17 protein-coding genes and 1 tRNA gene are annotated in these 21,216 nt (G+C 51.5%); 3 read left to right on the top strand and 15 right to left on the bottom strand.

Annotated features, from left to right (window positions below; genetic code table 11):
- The first annotated feature begins 60 nt into the window (after positions 1 to 60).
- Positions 61 to 137 (top strand) — tRNA-Arg (locus tag DYA43_RS09345).
- A 258-nt stretch (positions 138 to 395) separates the two neighbouring features.
- Here the strand turns inward: DYA43_RS09345 and fbpC are convergent.
- The 6 genes from fbpC to DYA43_RS09310 form a co-directional block, all read right to left on the bottom strand.
- Positions 396 to 1,454 carry a ferric ABC transporter ATP-binding protein gene (fbpC, locus tag DYA43_RS09335; RefSeq protein WP_061056695.1) on the bottom strand — a complete coding sequence of 353 codons (1,059 nt, stop codon included), beginning with the start codon at positions 1,452 to 1,454 and terminating at the stop codon, positions 396 to 398.
- Positions 1,455 to 1,465: 11 nt separating this feature from the next.
- Positions 1,466 to 3,562, bottom strand: coding sequence for an ABC transporter permease (locus tag DYA43_RS09330; RefSeq protein ID WP_061056694.1), 2,097 nt, complete (start codon positions 3,560 to 3,562; stop codon positions 1,466 to 1,468).
- Between the two features lie 104 nt (positions 3,563 to 3,666).
- On the bottom strand, positions 3,667 to 4,701 hold the full coding sequence (locus DYA43_RS09325) for an ABC transporter substrate-binding protein (RefSeq protein WP_020327856.1): 1,035 nt from the start codon (positions 4,699 to 4,701) through the stop codon (positions 3,667 to 3,669).
- A 106-nt stretch (positions 4,702 to 4,807) separates the two neighbouring features.
- On the bottom strand, positions 4,808 to 6,127 hold the full coding sequence (gene uhpC, locus DYA43_RS09320) for an MFS transporter family glucose-6-phosphate receptor UhpC (protein ID WP_014205433.1): 1,320 nt from the start codon (positions 6,125 to 6,127) through the stop codon (positions 4,808 to 4,810).
- A gap of 92 nt (positions 6,128 to 6,219) precedes the next feature.
- On the bottom strand, positions 6,220 to 7,785 hold the full coding sequence (uhpB, locus tag DYA43_RS09315) for a signal transduction histidine-protein kinase/phosphatase UhpB (RefSeq protein ID WP_061056693.1): 1,566 nt from the start codon (positions 7,783 to 7,785) through the stop codon (positions 6,220 to 6,222).
- Between the two features lie 2 nt (positions 7,786 to 7,787).
- Positions 7,788 to 8,414 (bottom strand): response regulator transcription factor, encoded by a 627-nt coding sequence (locus DYA43_RS09310; protein WP_061056692.1) that lies wholly within the window; start codon positions 8,412 to 8,414, stop codon positions 7,788 to 7,790.
- Between the two features lie 280 nt (positions 8,415 to 8,694).
- Here DYA43_RS09310 and DYA43_RS09305 point away from each other — a divergent pair, with 280 nt between their 5' ends.
- Positions 8,695 to 10,959 (top strand): penicillin acylase family protein, encoded by a 2,265-nt coding sequence (locus DYA43_RS09305; protein WP_061056691.1) that lies wholly within the window; start codon positions 8,695 to 8,697, stop codon positions 10,957 to 10,959.
- Between the two features lie 81 nt (positions 10,960 to 11,040).
- Here DYA43_RS09305 and DYA43_RS09300 read toward each other — a convergent pair whose 3' ends face one another.
- From DYA43_RS09300 to DYA43_RS09285, 3 genes are all read right to left on the bottom strand, one after another.
- Entirely contained in the window at positions 11,041 to 11,763 is a 723-nt protein-coding gene (locus tag DYA43_RS09300) for a recombinase family protein (protein ID WP_061056690.1), read from the bottom strand.
- 224 nt (positions 11,764 to 11,987) lie between these two features.
- Positions 11,988 to 12,608, bottom strand: a complete 621-nt coding sequence (locus tag DYA43_RS09295; RefSeq protein WP_020327850.1) for a LysE family translocator — start codon at positions 12,606 to 12,608, stop codon at positions 11,988 to 11,990.
- A 319-nt stretch (positions 12,609 to 12,927) separates the two neighbouring features.
- Complete coding sequence (locus DYA43_RS09285; protein ID WP_020327848.1) at positions 12,928 to 13,362, bottom strand: acyl-CoA thioesterase; 435 nt, start codon at positions 13,360 to 13,362, stop codon at positions 12,928 to 12,930.
- A 174-nt stretch (positions 13,363 to 13,536) separates the two neighbouring features.
- On the opposite strand from DYA43_RS09285, the gene DYA43_RS09280 reads away from it, so the two are divergent.
- A complete protein-coding gene (locus tag DYA43_RS09280) occupies positions 13,537 to 14,295 on the top strand; it encodes a ferredoxin--NADP reductase (RefSeq protein ID WP_061056689.1) in 759 nt (252 codons plus the stop codon).
- Between the two features lie 26 nt (positions 14,296 to 14,321).
- Here DYA43_RS09280 and DYA43_RS09275 read toward each other — a convergent pair whose 3' ends face one another.
- The 6 genes from DYA43_RS09275 to DYA43_RS09250 form a co-directional block, all read right to left on the bottom strand.
- Positions 14,322 to 14,990: a lysophospholipid acyltransferase family protein gene (locus DYA43_RS09275; protein WP_061056688.1), complete on the bottom strand. Its 669-nt coding sequence runs from the start codon at positions 14,988 to 14,990 to the stop codon at positions 14,322 to 14,324.
- Positions 14,991 to 14,997: 7 nt separating this feature from the next.
- Positions 14,998 to 15,930, bottom strand: a complete 933-nt coding sequence (locus tag DYA43_RS09270; protein ID WP_020327845.1) for a phosphatidate cytidylyltransferase — start codon at positions 15,928 to 15,930, stop codon at positions 14,998 to 15,000.
- Positions 15,923 to 16,621 carry a CDP-alcohol phosphatidyltransferase family protein gene (locus DYA43_RS09265; RefSeq protein ID WP_061056687.1) on the bottom strand — a complete coding sequence of 233 codons (699 nt, stop codon included), beginning with the start codon at positions 16,619 to 16,621 and terminating at the stop codon, positions 15,923 to 15,925. Before DYA43_RS09265 ends, DYA43_RS09270 begins: the two co-directional genes overlap by 8 nt.
- Positions 16,622 to 16,776: 155 nt before the next feature.
- Complete coding sequence (locus DYA43_RS09260; protein ID WP_172465296.1) at positions 16,777 to 18,597, bottom strand: putative bifunctional diguanylate cyclase/phosphodiesterase; 1,821 nt, start codon at positions 18,595 to 18,597, stop codon at positions 16,777 to 16,779.
- A 119-nt stretch (positions 18,598 to 18,716) separates the two neighbouring features.
- A complete protein-coding gene (locus tag DYA43_RS09255; protein WP_061056685.1) occupies positions 18,717 to 19,196 on the bottom strand; it encodes a putative pterin-binding protein in 480 nt (159 codons plus the stop codon).
- A 330-nt stretch (positions 19,197 to 19,526) separates the two neighbouring features.
- A complete protein-coding gene (locus tag DYA43_RS09250) occupies positions 19,527 to 21,056 on the bottom strand; it encodes a bifunctional GNAT family N-acetyltransferase/carbon-nitrogen hydrolase family protein (RefSeq protein WP_061056684.1) in 1,530 nt (509 codons plus the stop codon).
- Positions 21,057 to 21,216 lie beyond the last annotated feature (160 nt).

Raw genomic sequence — 21,216 nt, 5'->3', positions numbered from 1 at the left:
TAATGTTAGACAAAGCCGTTGATTTACCCTCTCTAACTCGTATAATCCTCTCCCTGTAGCGCGCCCTTAGCTCAGCTGGATAGAGCACGTCCCTTCTAAGGATGTGGTCGTAGGTTCGAATCCTACAGGGCGTGCCATTTATTCCAAGCCTCAGCAGTTTCTGCTGGGGCTTTTTCGTTTCTGGCGCTCCATTGGTGAGCATATTGTATACCTGCTTCAACGAGAAATGTGTCGCTACTATCACTTCGTTTTGAGAGTAAGGTGCGAGTCGCTTTGGATTCGAGGGACAGTTTGAGTATTACTACTCACTGGTGGCTTTAAATCAGAATGTTTTCTCCACTGAGTGATAGAAATAAGAAACCCCACCGAAGTGGGGTTGATTTGCCGAAAATGAACTAGGCCTCGTCGGCAGGGAGCAAGAACAGCCCTCTCGGGTTGAACTCGAGATAAGCGTGCTTGGTCAGCTCCTGGCGAAATTGGGCTGAGTTGAGTTGCAGCAGCAGCTCCTGATCGTGCCATTTGACTGTGACTTCATACATTGAACCCATATACGCGTATTTGAGTACCTCACATGCCTGGCTGTTTTCGCCCTGCGTACTCAGGGTAATGGCTTCCGGGCGAACACCAATCTGATATTCTCCCTTCGCTTTGCCTTGCGTTGCCTCTGGGTCGGCATCGATCGCGTAACCATGAATGTGAATACGTTCACCGTCGAAATGGCCCTGAAACAGATTCGCTTCACCCATAAAGTTCGCCATAAACATCGATTTCGGCGACTTGTAGAGCTCTTGCGGCGAGCCAATCTGCATAATCTCTCCGCTTTTCATCACGATCACCGTATCCGATACCGCAAAGGCTTCAGCCTGATCGTGCGTGACATACAACGAGGTAATGTCGAAACGTTGTTGCAACTCGCGAATGGTTTCACGCATGCTGCGGCGCAGGTTGGCGTCCAGGTTACTTAAGGGTTCGTCGAATAACAGCACTTTGGGTTTGAGTACCAGAGCCCGGGCGAGGGCAACGCGTTGCTGCTGGCCACCGGAGATCTGATCGACAAAGCGCTCACCCATGCCTTCCAAGTCGACGATTTTCAACGCTTCATCGACCCGCTGGCGAATTTCTTCGGCCGGGAGTTTGAGCATTTTTAGCCCATATGCCACGTTCTCATACAAAGACATATGCGGGAAAAGGGCGTACGACTGGAACACCATACAGATATCGCGCTGCTGAATGGAACGTTCCGTCACATCTTCACCGTCGATAAAGATTTGGCCGCTGGTGGGTTTTTCCAGTCCGGCCACCAAACGCAGCACAGTCGTTTTACCGCAGCCCGACGGACCGAGCAGGGTCACCAGGCTGCCTTTCTTAATTTCCAAATCCAGATTACCGATCACGGTATTGTTACCGAATCGCTTGCAGATGTTTTTCAGTACAACGAAGTTTTGTTTTTCCATGGTGACATCTCCTAGGAATCTTGGTTGGTGGCTTTGGAGCGGGAAATACGAGCTTCACCGACCAATAAATCAAACAACAGAATGATGGCTAACATCACCACAATCAGGACAGAGCCATACGCAATGGCAATCCCGTATTCACCGTCTTCGACGCGGTTCAGAATGTACGACGTGGCAACACGGGTTTCCGGGGTAACCAGAAAGATAATCGCGCTCACCGTCGTCATCGCACGCACAAAGCTGTAGACCAGTGTCGACAGAATCGCCGGGCGCAGCAGTGGCAGGATGATGTGACGAATGGTTTGCAGGGAACTGGCGCGCAGGCTCAATGACGCTTCATCAAGTGATTTATCGAGCTGACCAAGTCCGGCGATACCGGAGCGAATGCCCACCGGCACGTTACGCATCACCATCGAGATCACCACAATTGCCGCGGTGCCTGTCAGGTAAATAGGCGCATCGTTAAACGCCAGAATATACGACACCCCCGCCACGGTGCCCGGAACGGCAAAGCAGAGCATGGTCGAGAATTCGATGACCTTTTTACCGTAGAACTGCTGACGAACCACTACATACGCAATCAGCAATCCGAACAGGGCGGTGATTGGCGCAGCGACACCTGCGTAAATCATGGTCGTGATGAGTGACGGCCAGGCACCATCAGACATGCCGTTGCCAAACAGGTTGAGGTAGTTTTGCAGTGTGAGCGTGTAATCCACCCCCCAGTTCACGGTGAAACTACCAAAGAAGATGCTGCCGTACAGAAGCACGTTAAACACCATCCAGACATACAACGTCAAGGTGACGCCCAGTTTGAGTGACGCTGGCATATCCTGCACGTCACCACGATAGGCCTTGCCGGAAATCGTGACGTAGGAACGTTGCCCAATCCACAGATACTGGACGACAAAGATGGCCAGAGAGAACAGAAGCAGCACAGAACCCAGCGTACTGGCGGAGGCATAATCGAGCTGTGCGCCGGCGATGTAGAAGTAGATTTGGGTCGCCAGAACGTCAAAGCTTCCCCCCAGCACCAACGGGTTACTGAAATCAGCCAGCGACTGCACGAAAATAATCAGGAACGAGTTAGCGAGCGCCGGTTTCAAGAGCGGAATAATGATGCCAAAGAATGTCTGATAGCGGTTGGCTTTCAGCGTGTAAGACGCCTCTTCCAGTGACGGATGGAGGGATTTGAGGGCGCCATCCAGAATCATGAACGACATTGGCGCAAAGGCGAGAACCTGAGCCAGCCAAATGCCGGTAAAACCATATAACCAGTTGGTTTTTTGCAGCCCGAACCAGTCCACCATCAATTCAGTGATGTAACCAGAGCGTCCCAGCATTAAGGTCACGCCGAGTCCGACGATGAACGGCGGGGTCACGATGGGCAGAATGGAAAACACGCGGGCAATAAACGCCGACCGTTTGGCGATGCGCGTGGTATAAATGGCGAAGATCAAACCAAAGAACGTGGCACCCACCCCCACCGCAATGCCCAGAACGATGGAGTTGCGGATCACCGACAGGGTATGAGATTGCGAGAGAATCTCCATAAATTGCCACGCGGTCCATTGGCCCATCTCATCTTTGAACATCGGCAGAAAAATCGCGATGCTTGGAAAAATAATGAAAATGGCAATCAGCAAAATAATGCTGATGAGCGACCCAATCACAAAATGGTCGCCGCCCAAATATTCAAGGCGGGCGAAAGCCGTGGTCATGACAGCGCCAAGCGCAATAAACAGCAAGATGGTGGAATAACCCAAACCCTGATGCGCCAGCCAGGAGCTGATTAGTATCACCAGCATGCACAGCGCGGAATAGCCGATATCCAGATAATGGCGGACTTTGTGCTGGCGTCCAGCGGGTTGCAGTGGGCGAACAATCAGAAAAAGAGGCAGGCTGAACCAGAGCCAGGAAATATTGACAGAGCTCCAGCCCATCGCGTCGTAAAACTCGTCTGCGGTCGATTCAAACAGACCATAGTCCAAAGCAAAGGATGGCAGAAGGATAAAGCTAAACACCATCACGCCAAGCCAGTAAAAAACGGCGTCGATGCGCCGTGGCTGGCTGGTCGTGAGGTTCAAAGCCTGAATTTGCTCGTTCATGTTGGAACCTTTTTTTGAGCTGCACTCAGCCTGCCCGCCAGAACCAGCAGACTGAGTGTCAGGTGATGAAAGCCGTCAGAGGACGGTCAGAAAGAACCGATGGATTAGTTGCCCATCTTGACGTCGTTCACCCATTTGGTGATCAAACGCTTACGCTCATCGGAAGAACCGTAGGTTTCCATGTCGTAATTAATCAATTTGAGGTCTTTCGGATTGAGGGCATTCGGCGATTGCTCTGCCAAGGTGTTGGTCAGGATTTGGAACGATTCGCCTTGTTGCCATGCCAGTTCCTGACCTTCTTTCGATAGCACCCAGTCAACGAACAGTTTGGCATTGTCCAGGTTACGGGCACCTTTGATAATGCTCACACCGCCAATTTCGTAGCCAGTGCCTTCACAAGGAGAAATCAGCTCCAGTGGCGCACCTTTGGCTTGTTCAAGTGAATAGTCATGAAGGAAACCAATGCCGATGGCGATTTCGCCGCGCGCAGAGTTACGTGACGGAGTCACGCCTGATTTGGTGTATTGAGAGACGTTTTTGTCGAGTTGTTTGAAGTATTCAAAGGCCGTTGGCTCATCCCAAAGCTGAATGAAGGTGGCCAGCGCGGTGTAGGCTGTGCCTGAACTTTGTGGATCAGCAATCTGAATTTCGCCCTGATACTCCGGTTTGGTCAGATCGCTCCAGCAGCGAGGAACTGGAATGCCTTTCTGAGCCAGACGCTCGGTGTTGACACCAAAGCCAAGAATGCCCATGTAGACGGCGGACGAGTAGTTCCCTTTGCGTTTGGCTGGATCGCGGAAGTTGGTCATGATGTTATCAAGCTGAGGAGACTGATAGGCTTGTAGCAAGTCCATTTCACCCGCTTGAGATTGAGGGTCGAGCGTGCCGCCGTACCAGACATCGGCACGCGGGTTATTTTTCTCAGCATCGATTTTAGCCAGCGTGCTGCCTGAGCCGTTGCGAACAAAGGATGTTTTCACATCATATTTGTCGGCAAACGCTTTGGTTTCCGCTTCACACATGGCGTTGGTGGCGCTGCAGTAGACAACCAGACGACCGGCCGCCTGAGCAGCGGGCGCGGCCATCACCGAACCGAGGATACTTAGTGCGAGCAGCGTACGTTTTGCGTTAACAATCATTGGGTTTTCCCTCTTGTTTATGCCTGCCAGAATCCCCGGTCAGGCAAAAACGCCAATCAGGTCACCAAGCGAAGCATTGTCACGTTGTTGGATGGTAGAGTTTTCATCATATTGGTAGCTCATCGTCCGAATTCGGTTGCTGAGCTTTTATAAACGGCAGCAGTTGCAAACTGATCACGGCTGCTGCCGCGGTAATCAAACAGAAAAAGCCTTCCCAGCCCCAATGCTCGATAGCCAGAGACATCGGGTAACTCGCCAGTGCGGCGCCCAGATAACTGAACAAGCCGATAAATCCGGTGGCGGTGCCTGCCAGGTCTTTTCTGGCACATTCGGCAGCAGCCATGCCGATCATCATTTGTGGGCCGAAGACGAAAAAGCCGATACAGAAAAAACATCCGGCCAGAAAGCCAATGTGGTCGACGGGGGTCAGCCACAGCGCCGCGACCGAAGCAAAAATGCCTAATGCAAAAATCAGATTCATTGGCGCACGGTTACCATGAAAATATCGGTCCGAACCCCAGCCGCCAAACAGTGAGCCCAGAAATCCGCCCACTTCAAACATCGAAACGGCGCTGTTGGCGCTCAGCACATCAAAGGAATGACGCTCAACCAGATACAGAGCGCCCCAATCGTTAATCGCGATGCGCACGACATATACCAGCAAATAAGATCCACACAGCAGCCAGATGTAGCGATTGGTCAGTACATAGCGATAGACCGCAGCATTAAAGGGCAGGCCTTGCCCTTCCTTTTCATGTTCGAGTTCCAGTGCGTCGTTGCGCCATTGTCCGACTGAGGGCAACCCCATTTCAGTCGGCTTTTCCTGAATGCGATAGCAGAGCCAGATGCCAACCAGTACCGCCACACAGCCGGGCACGATAAACCCGTAACGCCAGCCAAAATTCAGGCTGATAAAGCCAATCGCAACCGGGATCAGCGCGCCACTCAAGTTGTGGCAGGTATTCCAGATGGACCACCAGAAGCCCCGCTCACTGCGCGAGTACCAACTGGTCAGGATCTTGGCACAGGCTGGCCAGCCCCAACCCTGAAAGAACGCGTTGACTGTCCACAGCAACGTAAACGCCAGCAAGGATGAACTGAAGCCAAAGGCGATATTGACGATGCCGGTAGCCAGCAAACCCAGCCCCATAAAGTAGCGTGAGCGCGAATGGTCTATCATCAGCCCGGACACAAACTTGGAGACGCCGTACGTGAGGTAAAACAGGGTGCCTAACAGACCAAGATCGGAATAGTCGAGGCCTAAATCTGTCAGCATGCCCGGCAGCGCGAAGTTGAAGCTTTTACGGGTCAGGTAAAAGACGGCGTATCCGACATACATGGAAACCATCAATTGAATGCGCCAGTAGCGGTAAGCCTGATTGGTGTCCATGTTTGTGCTGTTGTTGAGTGTCGGCACAATCTTCATGCTTGTTTGTCCTTGTTGAATCTGATCCTAGAGAGAAGGAGCAGGAAAAACATGAGAAGGAGTTGTATTCATCTAGGAAATATTCCTAGTTTTTAGTCAGTAGGTGATGATTTTGTGGGCAGGTTAACAATTATGCGCGTACCGCCCTTAGGCGAAGATGGCGTGGTGACGTTGAGGCTGCCACCCAGCGCGGACACCCGCTCAGCCAATCCTTTCAGACCCTGACCACGAATGCGCCAGTCCGACGGCAGGCCAACGCCGTCGTCTTTCACTTCCAATACCATATCGCTGCCGGGGAACAGGCTGATATTAACAGTGCGTGCTTTGGCGTGTTTGGAGACGTTGTTGAGCAGCTCCTGCACGATGCGAAACAGCGTCACGCTGGTGGTATCGTCAAGTTTTTGCGGATCCACACCCATATTGAGGCCAACCTGAATGCCTTGTTCGCTGAAACGCATCTCTTGGATCAACTGACGAATGGCATGTTCCAGCCCAAGCTCATCAAGGATATGGGGTCGCAACTGCTTTAACAGTTGGCGGGTGGAATGGTGGATTCGCATCGCCAGAGACTGAATACTTGCGGCGGCGTTCCGGGCCTGCTCATCTTCGGCCAGCCGCTGCGCCAGCATGGATTGGATCTGTATCGCTGTGATGTTCTGACCGATTTCATCGTGCAGTTCTCTGGCTACCGATTTGCGAATTTGTTCCTCGACGGAAACCAGTTGGCGCGCCAGATTCTGCTTTTCTTCGAGCTCCCGTGCCAGCCGGAGGTTGACCTTCTGCACCAGTAGCGCCAACTGATGCTGACGACTGATTGCGATCCCCAGTCCCAGACCAACCAACGCCTGGCTGGACATGAAAATCAGCAGCTCCTGATCGGAGTCAAATGAGCCGCTGATCTGACGTGCAGTGGCGAGCAGGATGCAGTTCAAGCTGCTCGCCAGTACCCCTCCTTGCCAGCCATAGCGGTAGGCCATGAATATGGTTGGCAACATGATGATCAGCAGCGCAAATGGCTTCATTTGGTCCAGCAGAGTCAGTTCAGCCAGCAACCCTAAGGCGAAGAAAAACAGGCTCCAGACCAGCATTTTCGGCTTCAGTTTTACATCCTGATGGATGAGTTGCGGTGTCAGGGGCGACCAGGTCTGATGGCGCAGGTAGTCAGCGACCAGATAGAGAAACGGCGTCAACACGATTCCGCCAGTCAGCGATGCGACCGTGACGGCGGTGATGGTGTCGGCGTTGATGCGAAGTGGCTTGCCGAGCAGCACGAACGTCAGTCCGGTGGCTGCGCTGTGCACGATGACCAGCGCGACAATCAACAGCAGTTTTTGCCAATAGAGAGTGAGGTGTTGCCAGCGCTTGCGGGCAAAAGAGGTCGCAAACCAGGCGACAAACGGCATCAGCAACAACACCGAATCCGCCTCGGTGGGCAGATACACCAGAATCGCACCCGCCAGTAGCAGATCGCTGAGGATCAGTACCCAGAGGTAAGCGGGCTTCACCAGCAGATAAACCGCCAATCTCAGGCCCGTGGGAAATAAGAGATACGCGTGCAGTGGGGCCTGACTCAGATATTGGCTGATGTTCCACAAACTGAACTGACTGATGCTGTAGAGCAGAAAGCTGAAGGTCAGCGTAAACATGAGTCCCGGCATACTTAGCCTTCCGCTAACAGATGGTGCTGTATGGCAAAACGAATCAGGTCGACATTATTAGTCAGGTTGAGTTTGCTGAGGATGTTTGCGCGGTGCACATGCACCGTCTTGTGGCTGAGAAACAGCGCCTGCGCAATTTCTTTAACTTCTTTACCTTGTATCAACTGGTCAAACACTTCCAGCTCGCGTTTGGTCAGATCGACCAGCACATTGTTGATGTCCGGGTTGCTGAGATTGACCAGTGCATCGGCACACAAATAGCGCTTGCCTGCCGCCACGGTGCGAATGGCGCTCGCCAGTTCACTCGGGCCACACCGTTTAGACAGATAGCCTTGAGCGCCGGCATCGAGCGCCTTCTTAACAAAAGAGGCGGAATCGTAGATGCTGAGAATGATGGCTTTGAACGCCGGATCGCGTTGGCGAAGCCTTTCTAACAGGCTCAAGCCATTTTCGTCCGGCATCGAGATGTCGATGACCGCCACATCCACAGGCGTTTGGGTTAATCCGCGAAAGGCGTCACTAGCGCTGTCAAATTCGCCGGCAACAGCAATGTCTTGCTCCAGATTCAGTAACTGAGCGAATCCGGAACGTACGATGGTATGGTCGTCAATCAGAGCTATTTTTATCATTGTTGTTTATTTATGAAGCTTTTGTGAACACTCTCAATAATGATTGGCAGTCTATCGGGTATTGCGTTGCGTTATCGAGAGGTACTGCACAGCACGATTATTTGACCATTCGGGTTGTGTAAGTCACTGACTGTCCCTCTCGCACCGTTTCTCACTGAAAAGCGTACTCAACAAAGCACCTAAAGTTGATCTGCATAGGGGATTTTATGCAAATGATATGTGTTATCATTATCGTTAAATTTTCTAAGACAATGCGATACGACAGGCAGGCTTTAACGGTATGAATCAACACGAATGGGATCAGGTTAATATTCGTTGGACGGATCATGATGTTCCGCACATCGAAGCGCAGAATTACGTAAGTTTGGGTTTTGGTTACGGTTACGTGCATGCGCGCGACCGCTTGTGTGAGCTATCCGGTCAGGTGATCACCTTGCGGGGTGAGCGCTCAAAACATTATGGTGCGGAGCGCTTTTCCACCATTGGTTTTCTCAAAACCACCAACCTGAATTCCGATCTGATGTTTCGTTTACGTCTGCCGCCTGAGTGGGTTGAAAATGAACTGGCAAAGCTCAGCACGCAAACGCGTGAGTACGTGCAAGGCTACGTGCGCGGATTGAATCACTATGTGGATCAGATGCCAGCAGAGGAGAAGCAGCGTTGGCGCGCCGATGAACCGCTAGTGACCTTTACCGAGCAAGACGTGGTAAGGGCCGCGATGCGCTTTGGCATCATGAAAGAGCTGGTGGAAATTGGCCCGCACCTTGTTTCGTCGGCGCAGCAATGGCACTCGGAATCCGCACCTGGCACGGTCGATTCACCGCATGCGACACCGGTTGAAGTGGAGGGTGGCTTTGGCAGTAACGCCTGGGCATTTGGTGGCGATGTTGTCGCAGGAGAGCGTGCGATCTTGCTTGGCAACCCCCATTCGGCCTGGAAAAGAACGCCGCATCAGCAACGCATTTACATGCATCAGTACCATTTGACCATTCCCGGCGAGCTAGACGTCGCAGGTACCTCATTTCTTGGTTTCCCGCTGCCGATGACTGGCTATAACGCCGACGTGGCGTGGAGCATTTTAGATGCGGCGTCGGTGACGCCGTTTGTGTTGCAGAAAATGGCGATTCACACGTCAGGCAATACACTGAGCTATCGAGTCGATGGCGAAAACCGCCCATTATCGATTCGCGCCGTGGCGGTCGAGGTGTTAGAAGCGTCCGGCGAGATCGCGACACGCCATTATGAGTTTCTTGAATCAGAACTCGGGGTGCTCTATCACCTGCCGCATCGCGTGGGCAAACCGCAAGGTTGGTATGCCATCACCAACCCCGGAGAGCAGAATGCGCGCGGGCTGGATCAGTTCATGGCAGCAGCGAAAACCACGTCGACCCGGGACTTTGTTGCGGCCATCGAATCGCAGCGGGGGATTTTGTGCCAGTTGGTGGTGGCCGACCGCCACGGTGAGGTGGCTTATGTGGTCGCGGGCAACGTGCCGCCGCTGAATGATGACGCCATGGCCCAGCGCCACGTTGGCGATGCGGAATCGGCGTTTAATGTGCTGGATGGCACGCGTTCCGATGCCTTTTTGCGTGGCAGCGATGGTCGACCATTGCTGGCGCCCGCGTCGTTTTACCCGACGGTTATCTCGCGCGGCATCATTCAAAACACCAACAACAGCTATAAATTTTCTGAATACGGGGCAGTTCAACCGGATTTTCCGTCGGTATTTGGCCAGCACAAAGCGGCGTATCAAGTCGGTAAACACATTGCCGCCGGGCTGCGTTATGACCCAAGGTTGATTATGTCAACGCGCCGGCTGGATGAACTCACGGCCGAAGGCCCCATCACGCCAGACAAGGTCTTGCCGATCATCTTTGATAACCGCAACTACGCCGCGGAAACGTTTCTTGATCAGCTCTTAAGCCTTGGGCGCGTTTCTGCTTCCGCCGCGGTGTGCCGAGCGCGCGAAGTGCTGAGTCGATGGGATCGCAAAAACAATGCGACCAGCCAAGGTGCGCTGTTATTCCATCTATTCTGGAACCGTATTGTGCAACTCAATGTGTTGAACGTCCCCAGCAGTGGCGATCCGACACTGGACTCTCAACTGGACACTCATGAGTCGAATGGACCGGTGATCACGCAGGCGTTAGCCGCAGCGGTTGATGAGCTGAACGCGTTGGGGTTTGCGCTTGATGTCGCATGGGGCGAGGCGCTGTTTGAAACGGCGGATAACACCAAAATCGCCTTGCATGGCGGCTCATATCAGGAAGGGCTTCTCAATGGTGAAATGCCTGCACCGCTTGATAAAAACGGTTTCCCGCATATTTTGTTCGGCAGTGCGTATGTGCAGTTGGCGACGTGGGATGAGCAGGGCATTACCGTTCAAGGCATTCTCAGTCACGGCCAGCGTGATGGCGTTGAATCTCTGGGAAGAACAACGCAATTGCAACAGTTTGCCAATAAACAACTGCACGACATTCCCTTTACTGAAGCGCAACTTGACGCGGCAACGTTCACCGAAACCGCGTCGCTGCGGATGAGTTAATGCTCCTTCTTTGAATGGCATGACTTGAATAAAAAACGGCACCATCAGGCGCCGTTTTGTCTCCAGACGTTTGTCGGAATCTTATTCATCGCTGTCCGTTGGGCGGCCTCGGTGTCGACGACCTTCGCCACGCCCTTCGCCACGGTGATCACCGCGATGCATCCCATGACGGTGGTGGCCGTGGCGGCCATGACCACGGCGACGCAGCGCACCTTCGTCATCGTGTTCGCTGACCCGGCTTTTGACGCGTTTAACCGTCGACAGGCTGCAATCGCAGATTTGTGCGACTTCTTCCAGTGTTTTGCCTTCCAGCAGCAGGCCAGCGATTTTCATGTGTTTCTCTTTGTTGGCCGGGCGGCCGCGGAATTTCTCTTTCCACGCGCGGCCATCTTCGCGCAGGGCGCGGCGGCCCATTTCTGCGGCGTGTAAGCGATGGCGCGTGTCCGCTTGTCCATACCCTTCCAGCACCAGTGCAATCGCGGCGGCTGTTTCGCTGCCCGGAGCCACTGTCATGGCGGGTTTGGTGGTTTTGAGCGTGACGTTTTTCTCCATCAGCAGTTGCAATACGTGTTGGCACTGCTGGAAATCTTTGCTGATGCTGCTCAGCCAGTTGACGGCCAGCGTGTCGCCGCTTTGCAGTGTGTCGACTAAGGCGACAAAGTCTGGGCGTTCCATAGCCGGCATGCGGCCGCGAGCGGAATCTTCAATGTGTGTGGCGTCGGGGAAGGCCGCTTTTAGCGCTTCCATATCTTGCTGGAAATCTGGGTTGCGTGGCGAGAAGCGCGAGTAGGTATAGATAGTCATTTCATCACCTTTTGGTTTATTTGATGTTATGGCTCATAAATATACGCGCTTGAACTCTGTTGTAAACACCAAATGAACCAATGGAGTTTTCGGTTTAGTGCTAATTTTTACATTAATTGTTGAATTTAATGGGGATTGTTAGGAGTGTAAAGCCATGTAAAGAAAGCGGCGCAAGGCCGCTTCGATAGGTCATAAATCAAAAAGAAACGTTTAGCTCACAACGTTTAGCTTACAAACAGCCAAATGCCTACGGCCATCATCAGGGAACCGGAAACGCGATTCATCACGCGAACATTTTGCGATTTGCCCAAGGCGCGTTTTAACCCTTTACCGCCAGTGGCGTAGAGCGTCATACAGACAAATTCGGACACCATGATGATCGACACTAGGAAAATTAATTGTGGTGTCAGGCTGGTCGATTGGTCGATAAATGGCGGTAGCAACGAGATCATAAACGCCCAGCCTTTCGGGTTGGCGATTGCGGTGACAAAGCCCTGAACAATTAAGCCCCAATCGCTGCCCTGATAGTGCGTGTCGGACTCGGAAGTGAGCGCCAACTTGCCTTTTGAGCGCCACATTTGCACGCCAAGGTAGAACAGGTAACAGGCTCCGACGGTTTTAAAGGCGGTAAACAGCCAAGGGTAGTTGAGCATGACAGCTGCAATCCCCACCACGGCGGCGACGGCCACCACGGCAACCCCAATCAGCTCGCCAATCATCATCCACAGTGTGCGTTTGTAACCAATGCTCATACCCAGGGTAAGGGCAAGTGTCATACACATACCTGGCGTAATTGAGACTAAGAAGAAAGTGGGAATAAACATGCCCAAAAGTGCGGTGTTCATGAAAGGTTCCAAATGAAAAGAGGACTGCGGAGCCCCAACAATAAGCGCAGCCGCACGAATGCGCAATACGATTCACACGCTGGTAACATGAGAATTAGTTATAGCCACTATACCCTTCCTACTTGAAGCTGCAGCGGTGTTGGCTGCATTCATTCACCCCAATCACATAGCGTATCTATGCTCATGGGGACTCACTCATTTGCCGCCTACCTGCAACTCCAAGTTGTTTGGGTATATGCCGCCATGGCTCACATCGGCACGAATGCGGTATTTCAGGCTGCCTTGTGGATAGCAGCCTGAAGGTCGGTGTCGAATCGTATCAGGAAGGCAGATCCTGAAGGGTTTGAATGGCGTCGAGAATACGCTCTGACAGTTTGGCTTTGGTGCCGTTTTTAAAATCAAACATCACCACGGTGGCGCTGCCTGTGGTGGTCACTTTGCCGAGTTTTTTGCTCACCACCTGATACTCCATGGTGAAGCGATCTTCTTGCACATCGCTCACGCGCGATCCGATCAGCAACGTATCAGGGAAGGTGACCGGAATTTTGTAGCGACTTTGCGTTTCGCTCAGCACTGGGCCGACCTGAGTGATCGCCAAATCTTCCATCAGTTGAATGTGACGAAAGTAATCGATACGCGCCGTTTCAAAATAGCGGAAATAGACCACGTTGTTGACGTGTTGTAAGGCATCCATTTCGCCCCATGCGACCGGGATTTCAGTCACGACCGGAAAGTCCTGCAGTAAGTTTTCCATCTTCTTTCATTCCTTGGTTGAGCTGTGATTAGACTAATTATTCTAGTCGTTATCGGATAGAGTTGTCGGTGAGTGCGTTAACAAAACATTAACTTAATAAGTAAGGTGAAAACTTTACTTAAGGCTAAAAGGGGCGTAACGTCACTCAAAGATAATCGGTGAGGAGAAAAGATCATGAGTCTATTCGCAGGTTTTAACCCAGTGCAGGTGATTGAACGTATCGACTGGACGCCGGAGCAGTTCTCACTGCGAGTGAGCGGCGCCGAGTTGCCATTTTCGGCCGGGCAGTTTACCAAGTTGGGGCTCGAAGATGATGCAGGCAATCTGGTGAGCCGAGCCTATTCTCTGGTTAATGCGCCAGGGGCTACAGCGGATGAACATGAATTTTTGATTGTGGCTCATCCACAAGGCAAGCTTTCTCCGCGCCTGCAATCACTCTCCGCTGGTGATACCGTGTGGGTGGGTAATTCGGCCTACGGCGATCTGATTCAGCCTTCGATTCCTGATTTCACGCAAGATTTATGGTTATTGGCAACCGGGACGGGAATTGGTCCATTTCTGTCACTGCTCGCCGACCAGCGCCTGACCCAACCGAATATCGTGCTGGTGCACGGCGTGCGCTATGGTCGTGACCGAGTGTATCGCGACGATATTCAGACGCTGGTGGAGCAATATCAGGGGCGCTTACGCTATCACACTGTGGTCAGCCGCGAAGCGCTTAGCGATGCGATGAGTGGACGTATTCCGGCCCTGATTGAGTCAGGTGAGCTGCAAACTGTAAGTGAGTTAGAGTTAGCGCCAGAGCACAGTTTTGTGATGATGTGTGGTAATCCGGACATGATTAAAGACACCGCCAGTACCCTACGCGACAAAGGCTTGCCGCCATTTCGTCAGGCGACGGGTGGCAACTATATTCATGAACGTTACTGGTAAAGAAAACGCGGCAATCGCCGCGTTTTTTACTCTTCAATATCGAGTTGTTCTGCGTTGGCGGTCTGCGTAATGCAGTGCTGCGCAAGTTGCTGATATTGTGTCTGCATGGTGTCGATAAATTGCTGGGCGCTGGTAAATCCCGCTTGCGGCTCTCCGATCACCACATCGCAGTTAAACGGTACCAGCATCGCCGTCCCTTTAGGCAGTGAGCGCCCGAGACCCCGCATGACCACAGGCAGCACGGAGACGCCTGAGTGATCTTTCACCAAATGGTAGATGCCTTTTTTCAGGCCGCTCATGATCTCCGGTTCACCGCGGCTGCCCTCGGGGAAAATAATCAGAATTTCATCGTTACTTAATGCCGCATGACAGGCATCAAAGACGGCGTCACGCTGGGAAGCGGATGGTGCACGGCGAATCGGAATGATGCCAATGATATTGAGGGACAACCACGCCACAAAGCGATTGGCGAGAAAGTAATCGGCCGCTGCAACCGGGCGCACGCGATGCACCATATGAATCGGAAACAGCGCCAGCAACACCAGCGTATCAAGATGACTGTTGTGATTGGCGGCGATGATCATCGGCCCGTGCTCGGGGAGGTTTTGTCGCTGTAAGATATTGAGCCCCAAGCCAATAAACACCAGTGGCTTGACGATCAGCAGCACAAACAGCAGTTTGAGTAATCTTGCCATGGTGGCCTCAGTAATAGAGATAGTAGATGTAATGGAAGAACAGCGGTGCGGTGAACATCAGGCTATCAATTCGATCCAGAATGCCGCCGTGGCCAGGGATAAACTGGCTGGTGTCCTTGATACGCAAATCTCGCTTGACCGATGAAATCACCAAATCGCCGATGAAGCCGCTGAAAGCGATGATCACTCCGGCCACCAAGCCTTGTATCGGGTTGAGTGGCGTCAGGTACGGCGCGGCGAAATAGGACACCACAATCACTGTCGCACTGCCACCGATAAAACCTTGCCAGGTTTTGTTCGGACTGACTTTCGGCACGATTTTGTGCTTGCCAAAACTCTTACCCCATACGTACTGACAAACATCGTTGAATTGGGTCATTACCAGCAAAAACAGCAGCATGCCTAATGAACCTGCATTCGGGTTAAGGCTGGGCAGCACCAATAGATACGCCATGTGGCTGATACAGAACACCGTCAGCATCATTGCCCAGTGAATCACGCCCGCAGAGCGAATAAAGCCTTTGGTATCGCCAATCAACACCATCACCATGGGCAGGTACAAGAAGATGTACACCGGAATAAAGATGATGAACATGCCGTACCAACCGATCGACAGCCAGTAAAACTGAAAAGGAATGGAGAGGTACGCCCAGAAAATGACGCGGCGGTCGGTCATACGGGTCGGAACGATAGACAGAAATTCTTTCAGTGCTAAAAAGCTGAGAAACCCCATGAAAAACAGTGTGTAGTTGAGTGGTAGTGCCAACACGACAAATGCGATGGCCACCATCCACCACCAGGAGCGAATGCGCAGTTTCAGCTCGAGATAGTCACGATCTGTGTGACGGCGTGACAACCACAAATAGCACACAGTGCCGACGACCAGCACAGCGACGATCGCCAGCATGACATGTTGAGAGTGAACGGGAATATTAAACATCTCGCTGAGTTTCCTGTTGCTGGGCGAATTGCGCCTGATGGTAGTGATAGATATGTTCCAGACGTCGCCAGGTGGTGATCACCAAGCCACACAACATCAGCGCGAGGGCGCAATCTAAGGTGTAACCCAAAAAATGCAGCGGCAGTTGTAGCCATTGGTATACGCACAATATCAACAGTGAAGCCGTCAGTAGAGCCATGCGATGCTGCTTCGCCATCGGGCCGCAAAAATCCGCTGGCCCGTTCATGCTCACGCCCAGCACGCGGACGTAGGCCGTCAAGACCGCGAGAATGGCGCAAACCCAGGCCAGATCCATACCCACCAACGATTGCGTGGCAAAGCCAGCTCCGACGATAAACAGCGGATCGGCAATGCGATCCGGTACATCGTTAAACAACTCTCCGGCAGGTGTCTTTTTTCCGCCCTCGACAGCGACCATGCCATCAAATAAGTTACACAGCAGGCGCAACTGAATGCTGGCAGCGGCGAGTAACAGCAACGAAGCGGCAGGGTAAAAGTGATAGAGCAGTAAACTGACAAACCCTGCCAGTGCGAAGAGGATGCTGAGCAAAGAGATTTGATTTGGGGTCACATTCTTCTGGCTAAGCCAGATGGCGATGCGTTTGGTGAGTTTGAGTTCGCGGACGGCCAATGGTCGGCGATTAGCCTCATCCGGGGTTGGGGTATTCATAAAGCCTCTGAGGATAGTGTGTTGTTTTAGTGATAAATCAATTATTAAACAAGTTGTATAAGAGGCGAAGTATTAGCATTTATTGCTGAGTTTTTGAAGCGTTGTCACGTGGGTTCTGGGACAAGTTAACGAGATTTAACCGTGAACACTCGGGATCATTCCACTGCACTGAGCGCTGGCTTTCGGTGGGCAAAGTACTGATGGCTGAAATGGGCAAATTCTTCTTTGGTGATGGGTTTAGAAAAGTAGTAGCCCTGAAATTCATCGACGCCCAGCTCCTGTAGGCGATGGAGCTGAATTTCATTTTCGACCCCTTCAGCAACGACCTTAATGCCAAGCTGATGTGATAAGGTTACGATCGCCGAAATAAAGAACTTCTGTTGGTCCAAACTGTTCAGGTCGCGAACAAACGACTTGTCGATTTTCAGCTTGTTAAAGCGCAGGTGGTTGAGGTTGTAGAGTGACGACCAACCGGTACCGAAACCGTCCAGCGACAGACGAATATTGATGTCTTCGAGCTGGCGAATTATGCTGACGCTGCGCTCGATTTCATCCAGAGTCATGGTTTCGGTGATTTCCAGCACGATGGCGTCAAGGTAGTTGATGTCGGTGGCGAAGATATCCGACACCAACGCGGGTAACTCTTCGTCAAACAGCGAATCTGACAGGTTAATGGCGACTTCAATCCGCGAATGGAAAGCGCTCCAGTCGACAGACAGGGCCTGATAAACCTGTCGCATGATCCAGCGTCCCAGTTCTTTAGCCAGCCCCGATTCTTCCGCAATCGCGATCAGATATTCCGGATTCACGAAACCGTGTTGCGGATGGTTCCAGCGAATCAGTGCTTCGCAACCAAGGCGTTCGCTTTGCGGAGAAATAATCGGCTGAAAGGCCATGTAAAGCTGCTGCTGATCGTCGGTTTTGATCAGACCTTCCAGCTCTTCGGACAGTTTGCGCTTTTTGCGGTGCGCTATCTCAATCTCTTTGCTGTAGTAGACCACAGGATCGGCCGGATTTTTCTTGGCGATGTTAAGCGCCAGGTCGGCGTTATTCAGGATCGCCGACGATTTTTTGAGGTAACGTTTGGTGTGCTCGCTCATCTCGTGACTCATCGCAATCCCGGTTGCGAGCGCCATACGTTTGGAAGGGTCGAGACGATTTAACACAGCACCAAGATCGCTCAATAACGCCTTGACGAAAAATTCGAAATTGAAATCACAGCGGTTAATGAGGATCGCGAACTCGTCGGCACCGACACGCGCGCACAAAAAGTGGAATTGATCGCACTTCGCTTTGAGCCGTTCACTGATTTCGGTCAGGATTTTATCGCCGTACTCGTAGCTGACGATATCATTGATCTCTTTGAAGTGGCTGATATCCAGCAAAATCAACGCGTAGTCGTCTTCACGCTTACTCAGATTTTTAATTTGTTGCAGCAGATAGTTACGGTTTTTCAGCTGAGTGAGCGGATCATGCCAGGCCATAAACTGTTGGTATTTGGCATCTTTGTATACGCGCAGCGAGATGTAGCCAAGCACCAATAAGATCAACAGCATGTCGTACAACACGGTTTGTTTATTGTCCGCGATGATGGCTCTGTTCTTGGCCGACTCTTCCCCTGTGAAATTGACGATCATCAGGTTGCGAATGCCGGGCATCAGGCTTTTCAGCTCACCAGAAAACGCCTTCAGTTCGCTGAGATTGGATTTGAGCACGGCATTTTCGTACTTGCGCAGCACATTAAACGCCTTCGCGATCACTTCACCAGAACCGTACTGCGAACGGATCTCGCGTGTTTCGTCGCTGTTGAGAAACGTATCATAACGGTTCCATAGAATGTCGTATTTGAGATTGAGTTTGCGTGACGAACGGGTGTCGTTGATCAGGTAGGTTTCAAGCTGGGAAGAAAACTCCAGTGTTTCGATCTCCAACTGAGCCAGTGCCCAGGCAGACAACTGAGTGTGCTTGGTCAGCATGTTATAAGTGTCGTTGAACTTGACCAACGTCCAGATGGAGAAGATAAACAGTCCAAACACAAACATGATGAAAATGGCAATATGGCGGCTCATAGATACCTGCACACTCAGCGTTTTGATTACTGCAACGTTTCTACTTGGCTGACCTGCCACACCATACGGCTGTGCAGCACCTCGTTATTTACTTCATTAAATTCGCTGAGCGGATAGATCACCCAGATTGGGCCTTTGTCGCGAATACTCATGACGTCATCGTTCTTTTTCACGGCAAACAGCGGGTTGTACTTTTCAATGTCGTCGTAAGGGATGGTCGACCAATAATTATTCAACGCAGTGACTTTTAAATCGGCTTTTGAAACGCCAATCATGTTCAGCAGTTGTTTGGCTGAGACGCCGACAAACTTGGTGTTGTCGTCGGTCCAAGGGGTGTTAGTGACAATCTCTTTGTCGGCGTGTGTCAGCAATTGTTCAAGGCTGAATTGGGCCTTTCGACCATGGTTGTCGACGGTGAGAATGGTATCGGTGCTGGCAAAACCAGACATCGAGGCAAACCACACCAGTAAAACAGCAGTTTTGCGAGAGATCAGGGCGTTAAACATGGGGCATTCCTCATCAGTAGTCGGGTACGCAAAGTGGGATATTGCTCGCAAAACGTTGCGCGCTACCCATAGATATAAAAAGATTAAGGACGAACTGCAAGAGGGGGCATAAGTGGCTAATACCAAAGGGGTAATGTGTTTAACTGTATGAATTTAATCGAATTAGTGATTTGCAAATTGCGACGCTAGTTGCACTCCGCAGCGTGAAGACGATAACTCCATGATCGACAAGGCGATGAAATTTCCAAATTGAAAAAGAATGCGTTCCACCGAAATGGGGTAACGCATTCTGGTCAGACTAGTTAATGTGATGGATATCAATAACTTTCGTCACTTGGTTTGGGTAAATCCGCCATATAAATCCATGCGCCTGTGGCGCAGATTGGTCACCGAACCCTCAGTATTCAATTGCTTTAGTTTATCAAGATCCACATCGGCAAAAATGATCATCTCGGTGTTGGGACTGGCTTCCGCAATCGTCGCGTCGTGAGGAAAAAACACATCGGATGGCGAGAATACAGCAGATTGGGCGTATTGAATGTCGACGTTATCCACTCGAGGCAGATTACCGACGCTGCCGCCAATCGCGACGTAACATTCGTTCTCGATGGCACGTGCTTGTGAGCAGAGTCGAACGCGTTGGTAGCCATTTTTGGTGTCCGTCCAGAATGGTACAAAGATAATTTGCACCCCTTGTTCGGCCAACATGCGGCCCAGTTCGGGGAATTCACTGTCGTAACAGATCAAAATACCCACTCGGCCGGCATCGGTTTCGAACACCTGCACCTGATTACCCCCGTCGATGACCCAATCGCGTTTTTCGTGCGGCGTGATGTGAATTTTGTACTGCTCATCAATGGTGCCGTCGCGATGCAACAGGTAAGCGACGTTATACAACTGACCATCTTCGAGCACAGGCATGCTACCCGCGATAATGTTGATGTTGTAGGTGACCGCCAGTTTGGAAAAACGCAGTTTGATTTCTTCGCTGAACGAGGCCAGAAAGCGAATCGCTTCCACGGTATTCTGATCGTTTCTCAGTCCCATCAATGGTGCGTTGAAGAACTCCGGAAACAGAGCGAAATCGGCATGATAATTGGACAGGGAATCGACAAAGAATTCCGCTTGTTCAATCAAGTCCTCCACACTGAGCATGGCACGCATCTGCCATTGCACAATGCCAATGCGAACCAGCGTTTTTTCGATGTCGTGAATGGAGTTGATGTCTTCCTCGTAAAAGAAGTTATCCCATTCAAGTAGAGTCGCATAGCCGCGGGAACTGTCGTCTTCCGGCAGATAGTGGCGCATGATACGTTTGACGTCGAAATCGTTGGAGAGCTGAAAAGAGAGGATCGGATCGTACAGCTCACGGCGCTTAATTTTCTCAATGTATTCCGGCACCTCCATCGTATCGGCATAACGGCCATAGCCGGGAATACGGCCTCCCGCGAGAATCGCTTTCAGGTTAGCGCTACGGCATAAGTCTTTGCGGGCGGCGTACAAACGGCGACCCAGACGCAGACCGCGATAATCCGGATGGACGAATACATCGAGCCCATACAGGGCATCACCGTTGGCTTTATGCTGAATGACGTTATTTTCGTTGATGATGTCGGTGTAGACATGGGGGAGGGAGAAGCGGTTGTAATCGACTTTGATGGTCAGTGCGGCACCGACGATTTTTCCGTTGTCTTCAATACAAATCTGGCCATCGGGAAACTGATGAATTAAATCCATGATGGTCATGCGCGGCCAGGCACCACCAACATCGTGAAAAACCAGATCCATCAGTTCTGCAAGTTCGGGATAATCACTTTTTTCTATCACGCGCAGTGTCAAACGCGGTGTATCACTACTCATACACTTCGTGTCCTCAGTGGCTTCCTTCTTTTATCCATACTGGACAACTTAATCCGTCAATTCAAGGCTTAGCCCGATTTTTGACCAGAGGTTTGCATACATTGGTTTGATGAATTAATAAGCAATGTATTACTAACTCGTCATCTTCCCATGATTTATG

Source organism: Vibrio fluvialis (assembly GCF_900460245.1).
Lineage (GTDB): Bacteria > Pseudomonadota > Gammaproteobacteria > Enterobacterales > Vibrionaceae > Vibrio > Vibrio fluvialis.
This window is presented reverse-complemented; position numbering and strand designations above follow the sequence as displayed.

What these genes read in the sequence shown, in the direction of transcription:
- fbpC (WP_061056695.1), bottom strand. Translation starts at nt 1,454, where the DNA reads ATGGAAAAACAAAACTTCGTTGTACTGAAAAACATCTGCAAGCGATTC.
- DYA43_RS09330 (WP_061056694.1), bottom strand. Translation starts at nt 3,562, where the DNA reads ATGAACGAGCAAATTCAGGCTTTGAACCTCACGACCAGCCAGCCACGG.
- DYA43_RS09325 (WP_020327856.1), bottom strand. Translation starts at nt 4,701, where the DNA reads ATGATTGTTAACGCAAAACGTACGCTGCTCGCACTAAGTATCCTCGGT.
- uhpC (WP_014205433.1), bottom strand. Translation starts at nt 6,127, where the DNA reads ATGAAGATTGTGCCGACACTCAACAACAGCACAAACATGGACACCAAT.
- uhpB (WP_061056693.1), bottom strand. Translation starts at nt 7,785, where the DNA reads ATGCCGGGACTCATGTTTACGCTGACCTTCAGCTTTCTGCTCTACAGC.
- DYA43_RS09310 (WP_061056692.1), bottom strand. Translation starts at nt 8,414, where the DNA reads ATGATAAAAATAGCTCTGATTGACGACCATACCATCGTACGTTCCGGA.
- DYA43_RS09305 (WP_061056691.1), top strand. Translation starts at nt 8,695, where the DNA reads ATGAATCAACACGAATGGGATCAGGTTAATATTCGTTGGACGGATCAT.
- DYA43_RS09300 (WP_061056690.1), bottom strand. Translation starts at nt 11,763, where the DNA reads ATGACTATCTATACCTACTCGCGCTTCTCGCCACGCAACCCAGATTTC.
- DYA43_RS09295 (WP_020327850.1), bottom strand. Translation starts at nt 12,608, where the DNA reads ATGAACACCGCACTTTTGGGCATGTTTATTCCCACTTTCTTCTTAGTC.
- DYA43_RS09285 (WP_020327848.1), bottom strand. Translation starts at nt 13,362, where the DNA reads ATGGAAAACTTACTGCAGGACTTTCCGGTCGTGACTGAAATCCCGGTC.
- DYA43_RS09280 (WP_061056689.1), top strand. Translation starts at nt 13,537, where the DNA reads ATGAGTCTATTCGCAGGTTTTAACCCAGTGCAGGTGATTGAACGTATC.
- DYA43_RS09275 (WP_061056688.1), bottom strand. Translation starts at nt 14,990, where the DNA reads ATGGCAAGATTACTCAAACTGCTGTTTGTGCTGCTGATCGTCAAGCCA.
- DYA43_RS09270 (WP_020327845.1), bottom strand. Translation starts at nt 15,930, where the DNA reads ATGTTTAATATTCCCGTTCACTCTCAACATGTCATGCTGGCGATCGTC.
- DYA43_RS09265 (WP_061056687.1), bottom strand. Translation starts at nt 16,621, where the DNA reads ATGAATACCCCAACCCCGGATGAGGCTAATCGCCGACCATTGGCCGTC.
- DYA43_RS09260 (WP_172465296.1), bottom strand. Translation starts at nt 18,597, where the DNA reads ATGCTGACCAAGCACACTCAGTTGTCTGCCTGGGCACTGGCTCAGTTG.
- DYA43_RS09255 (WP_061056685.1), bottom strand. Translation starts at nt 19,196, where the DNA reads ATGTTTAACGCCCTGATCTCTCGCAAAACTGCTGTTTTACTGGTGTGG.
- DYA43_RS09250 (WP_061056684.1), bottom strand. Translation starts at nt 21,056, where the DNA reads ATGAGTAGTGATACACCGCGTTTGACACTGCGCGTGATAGAAAAAAGT.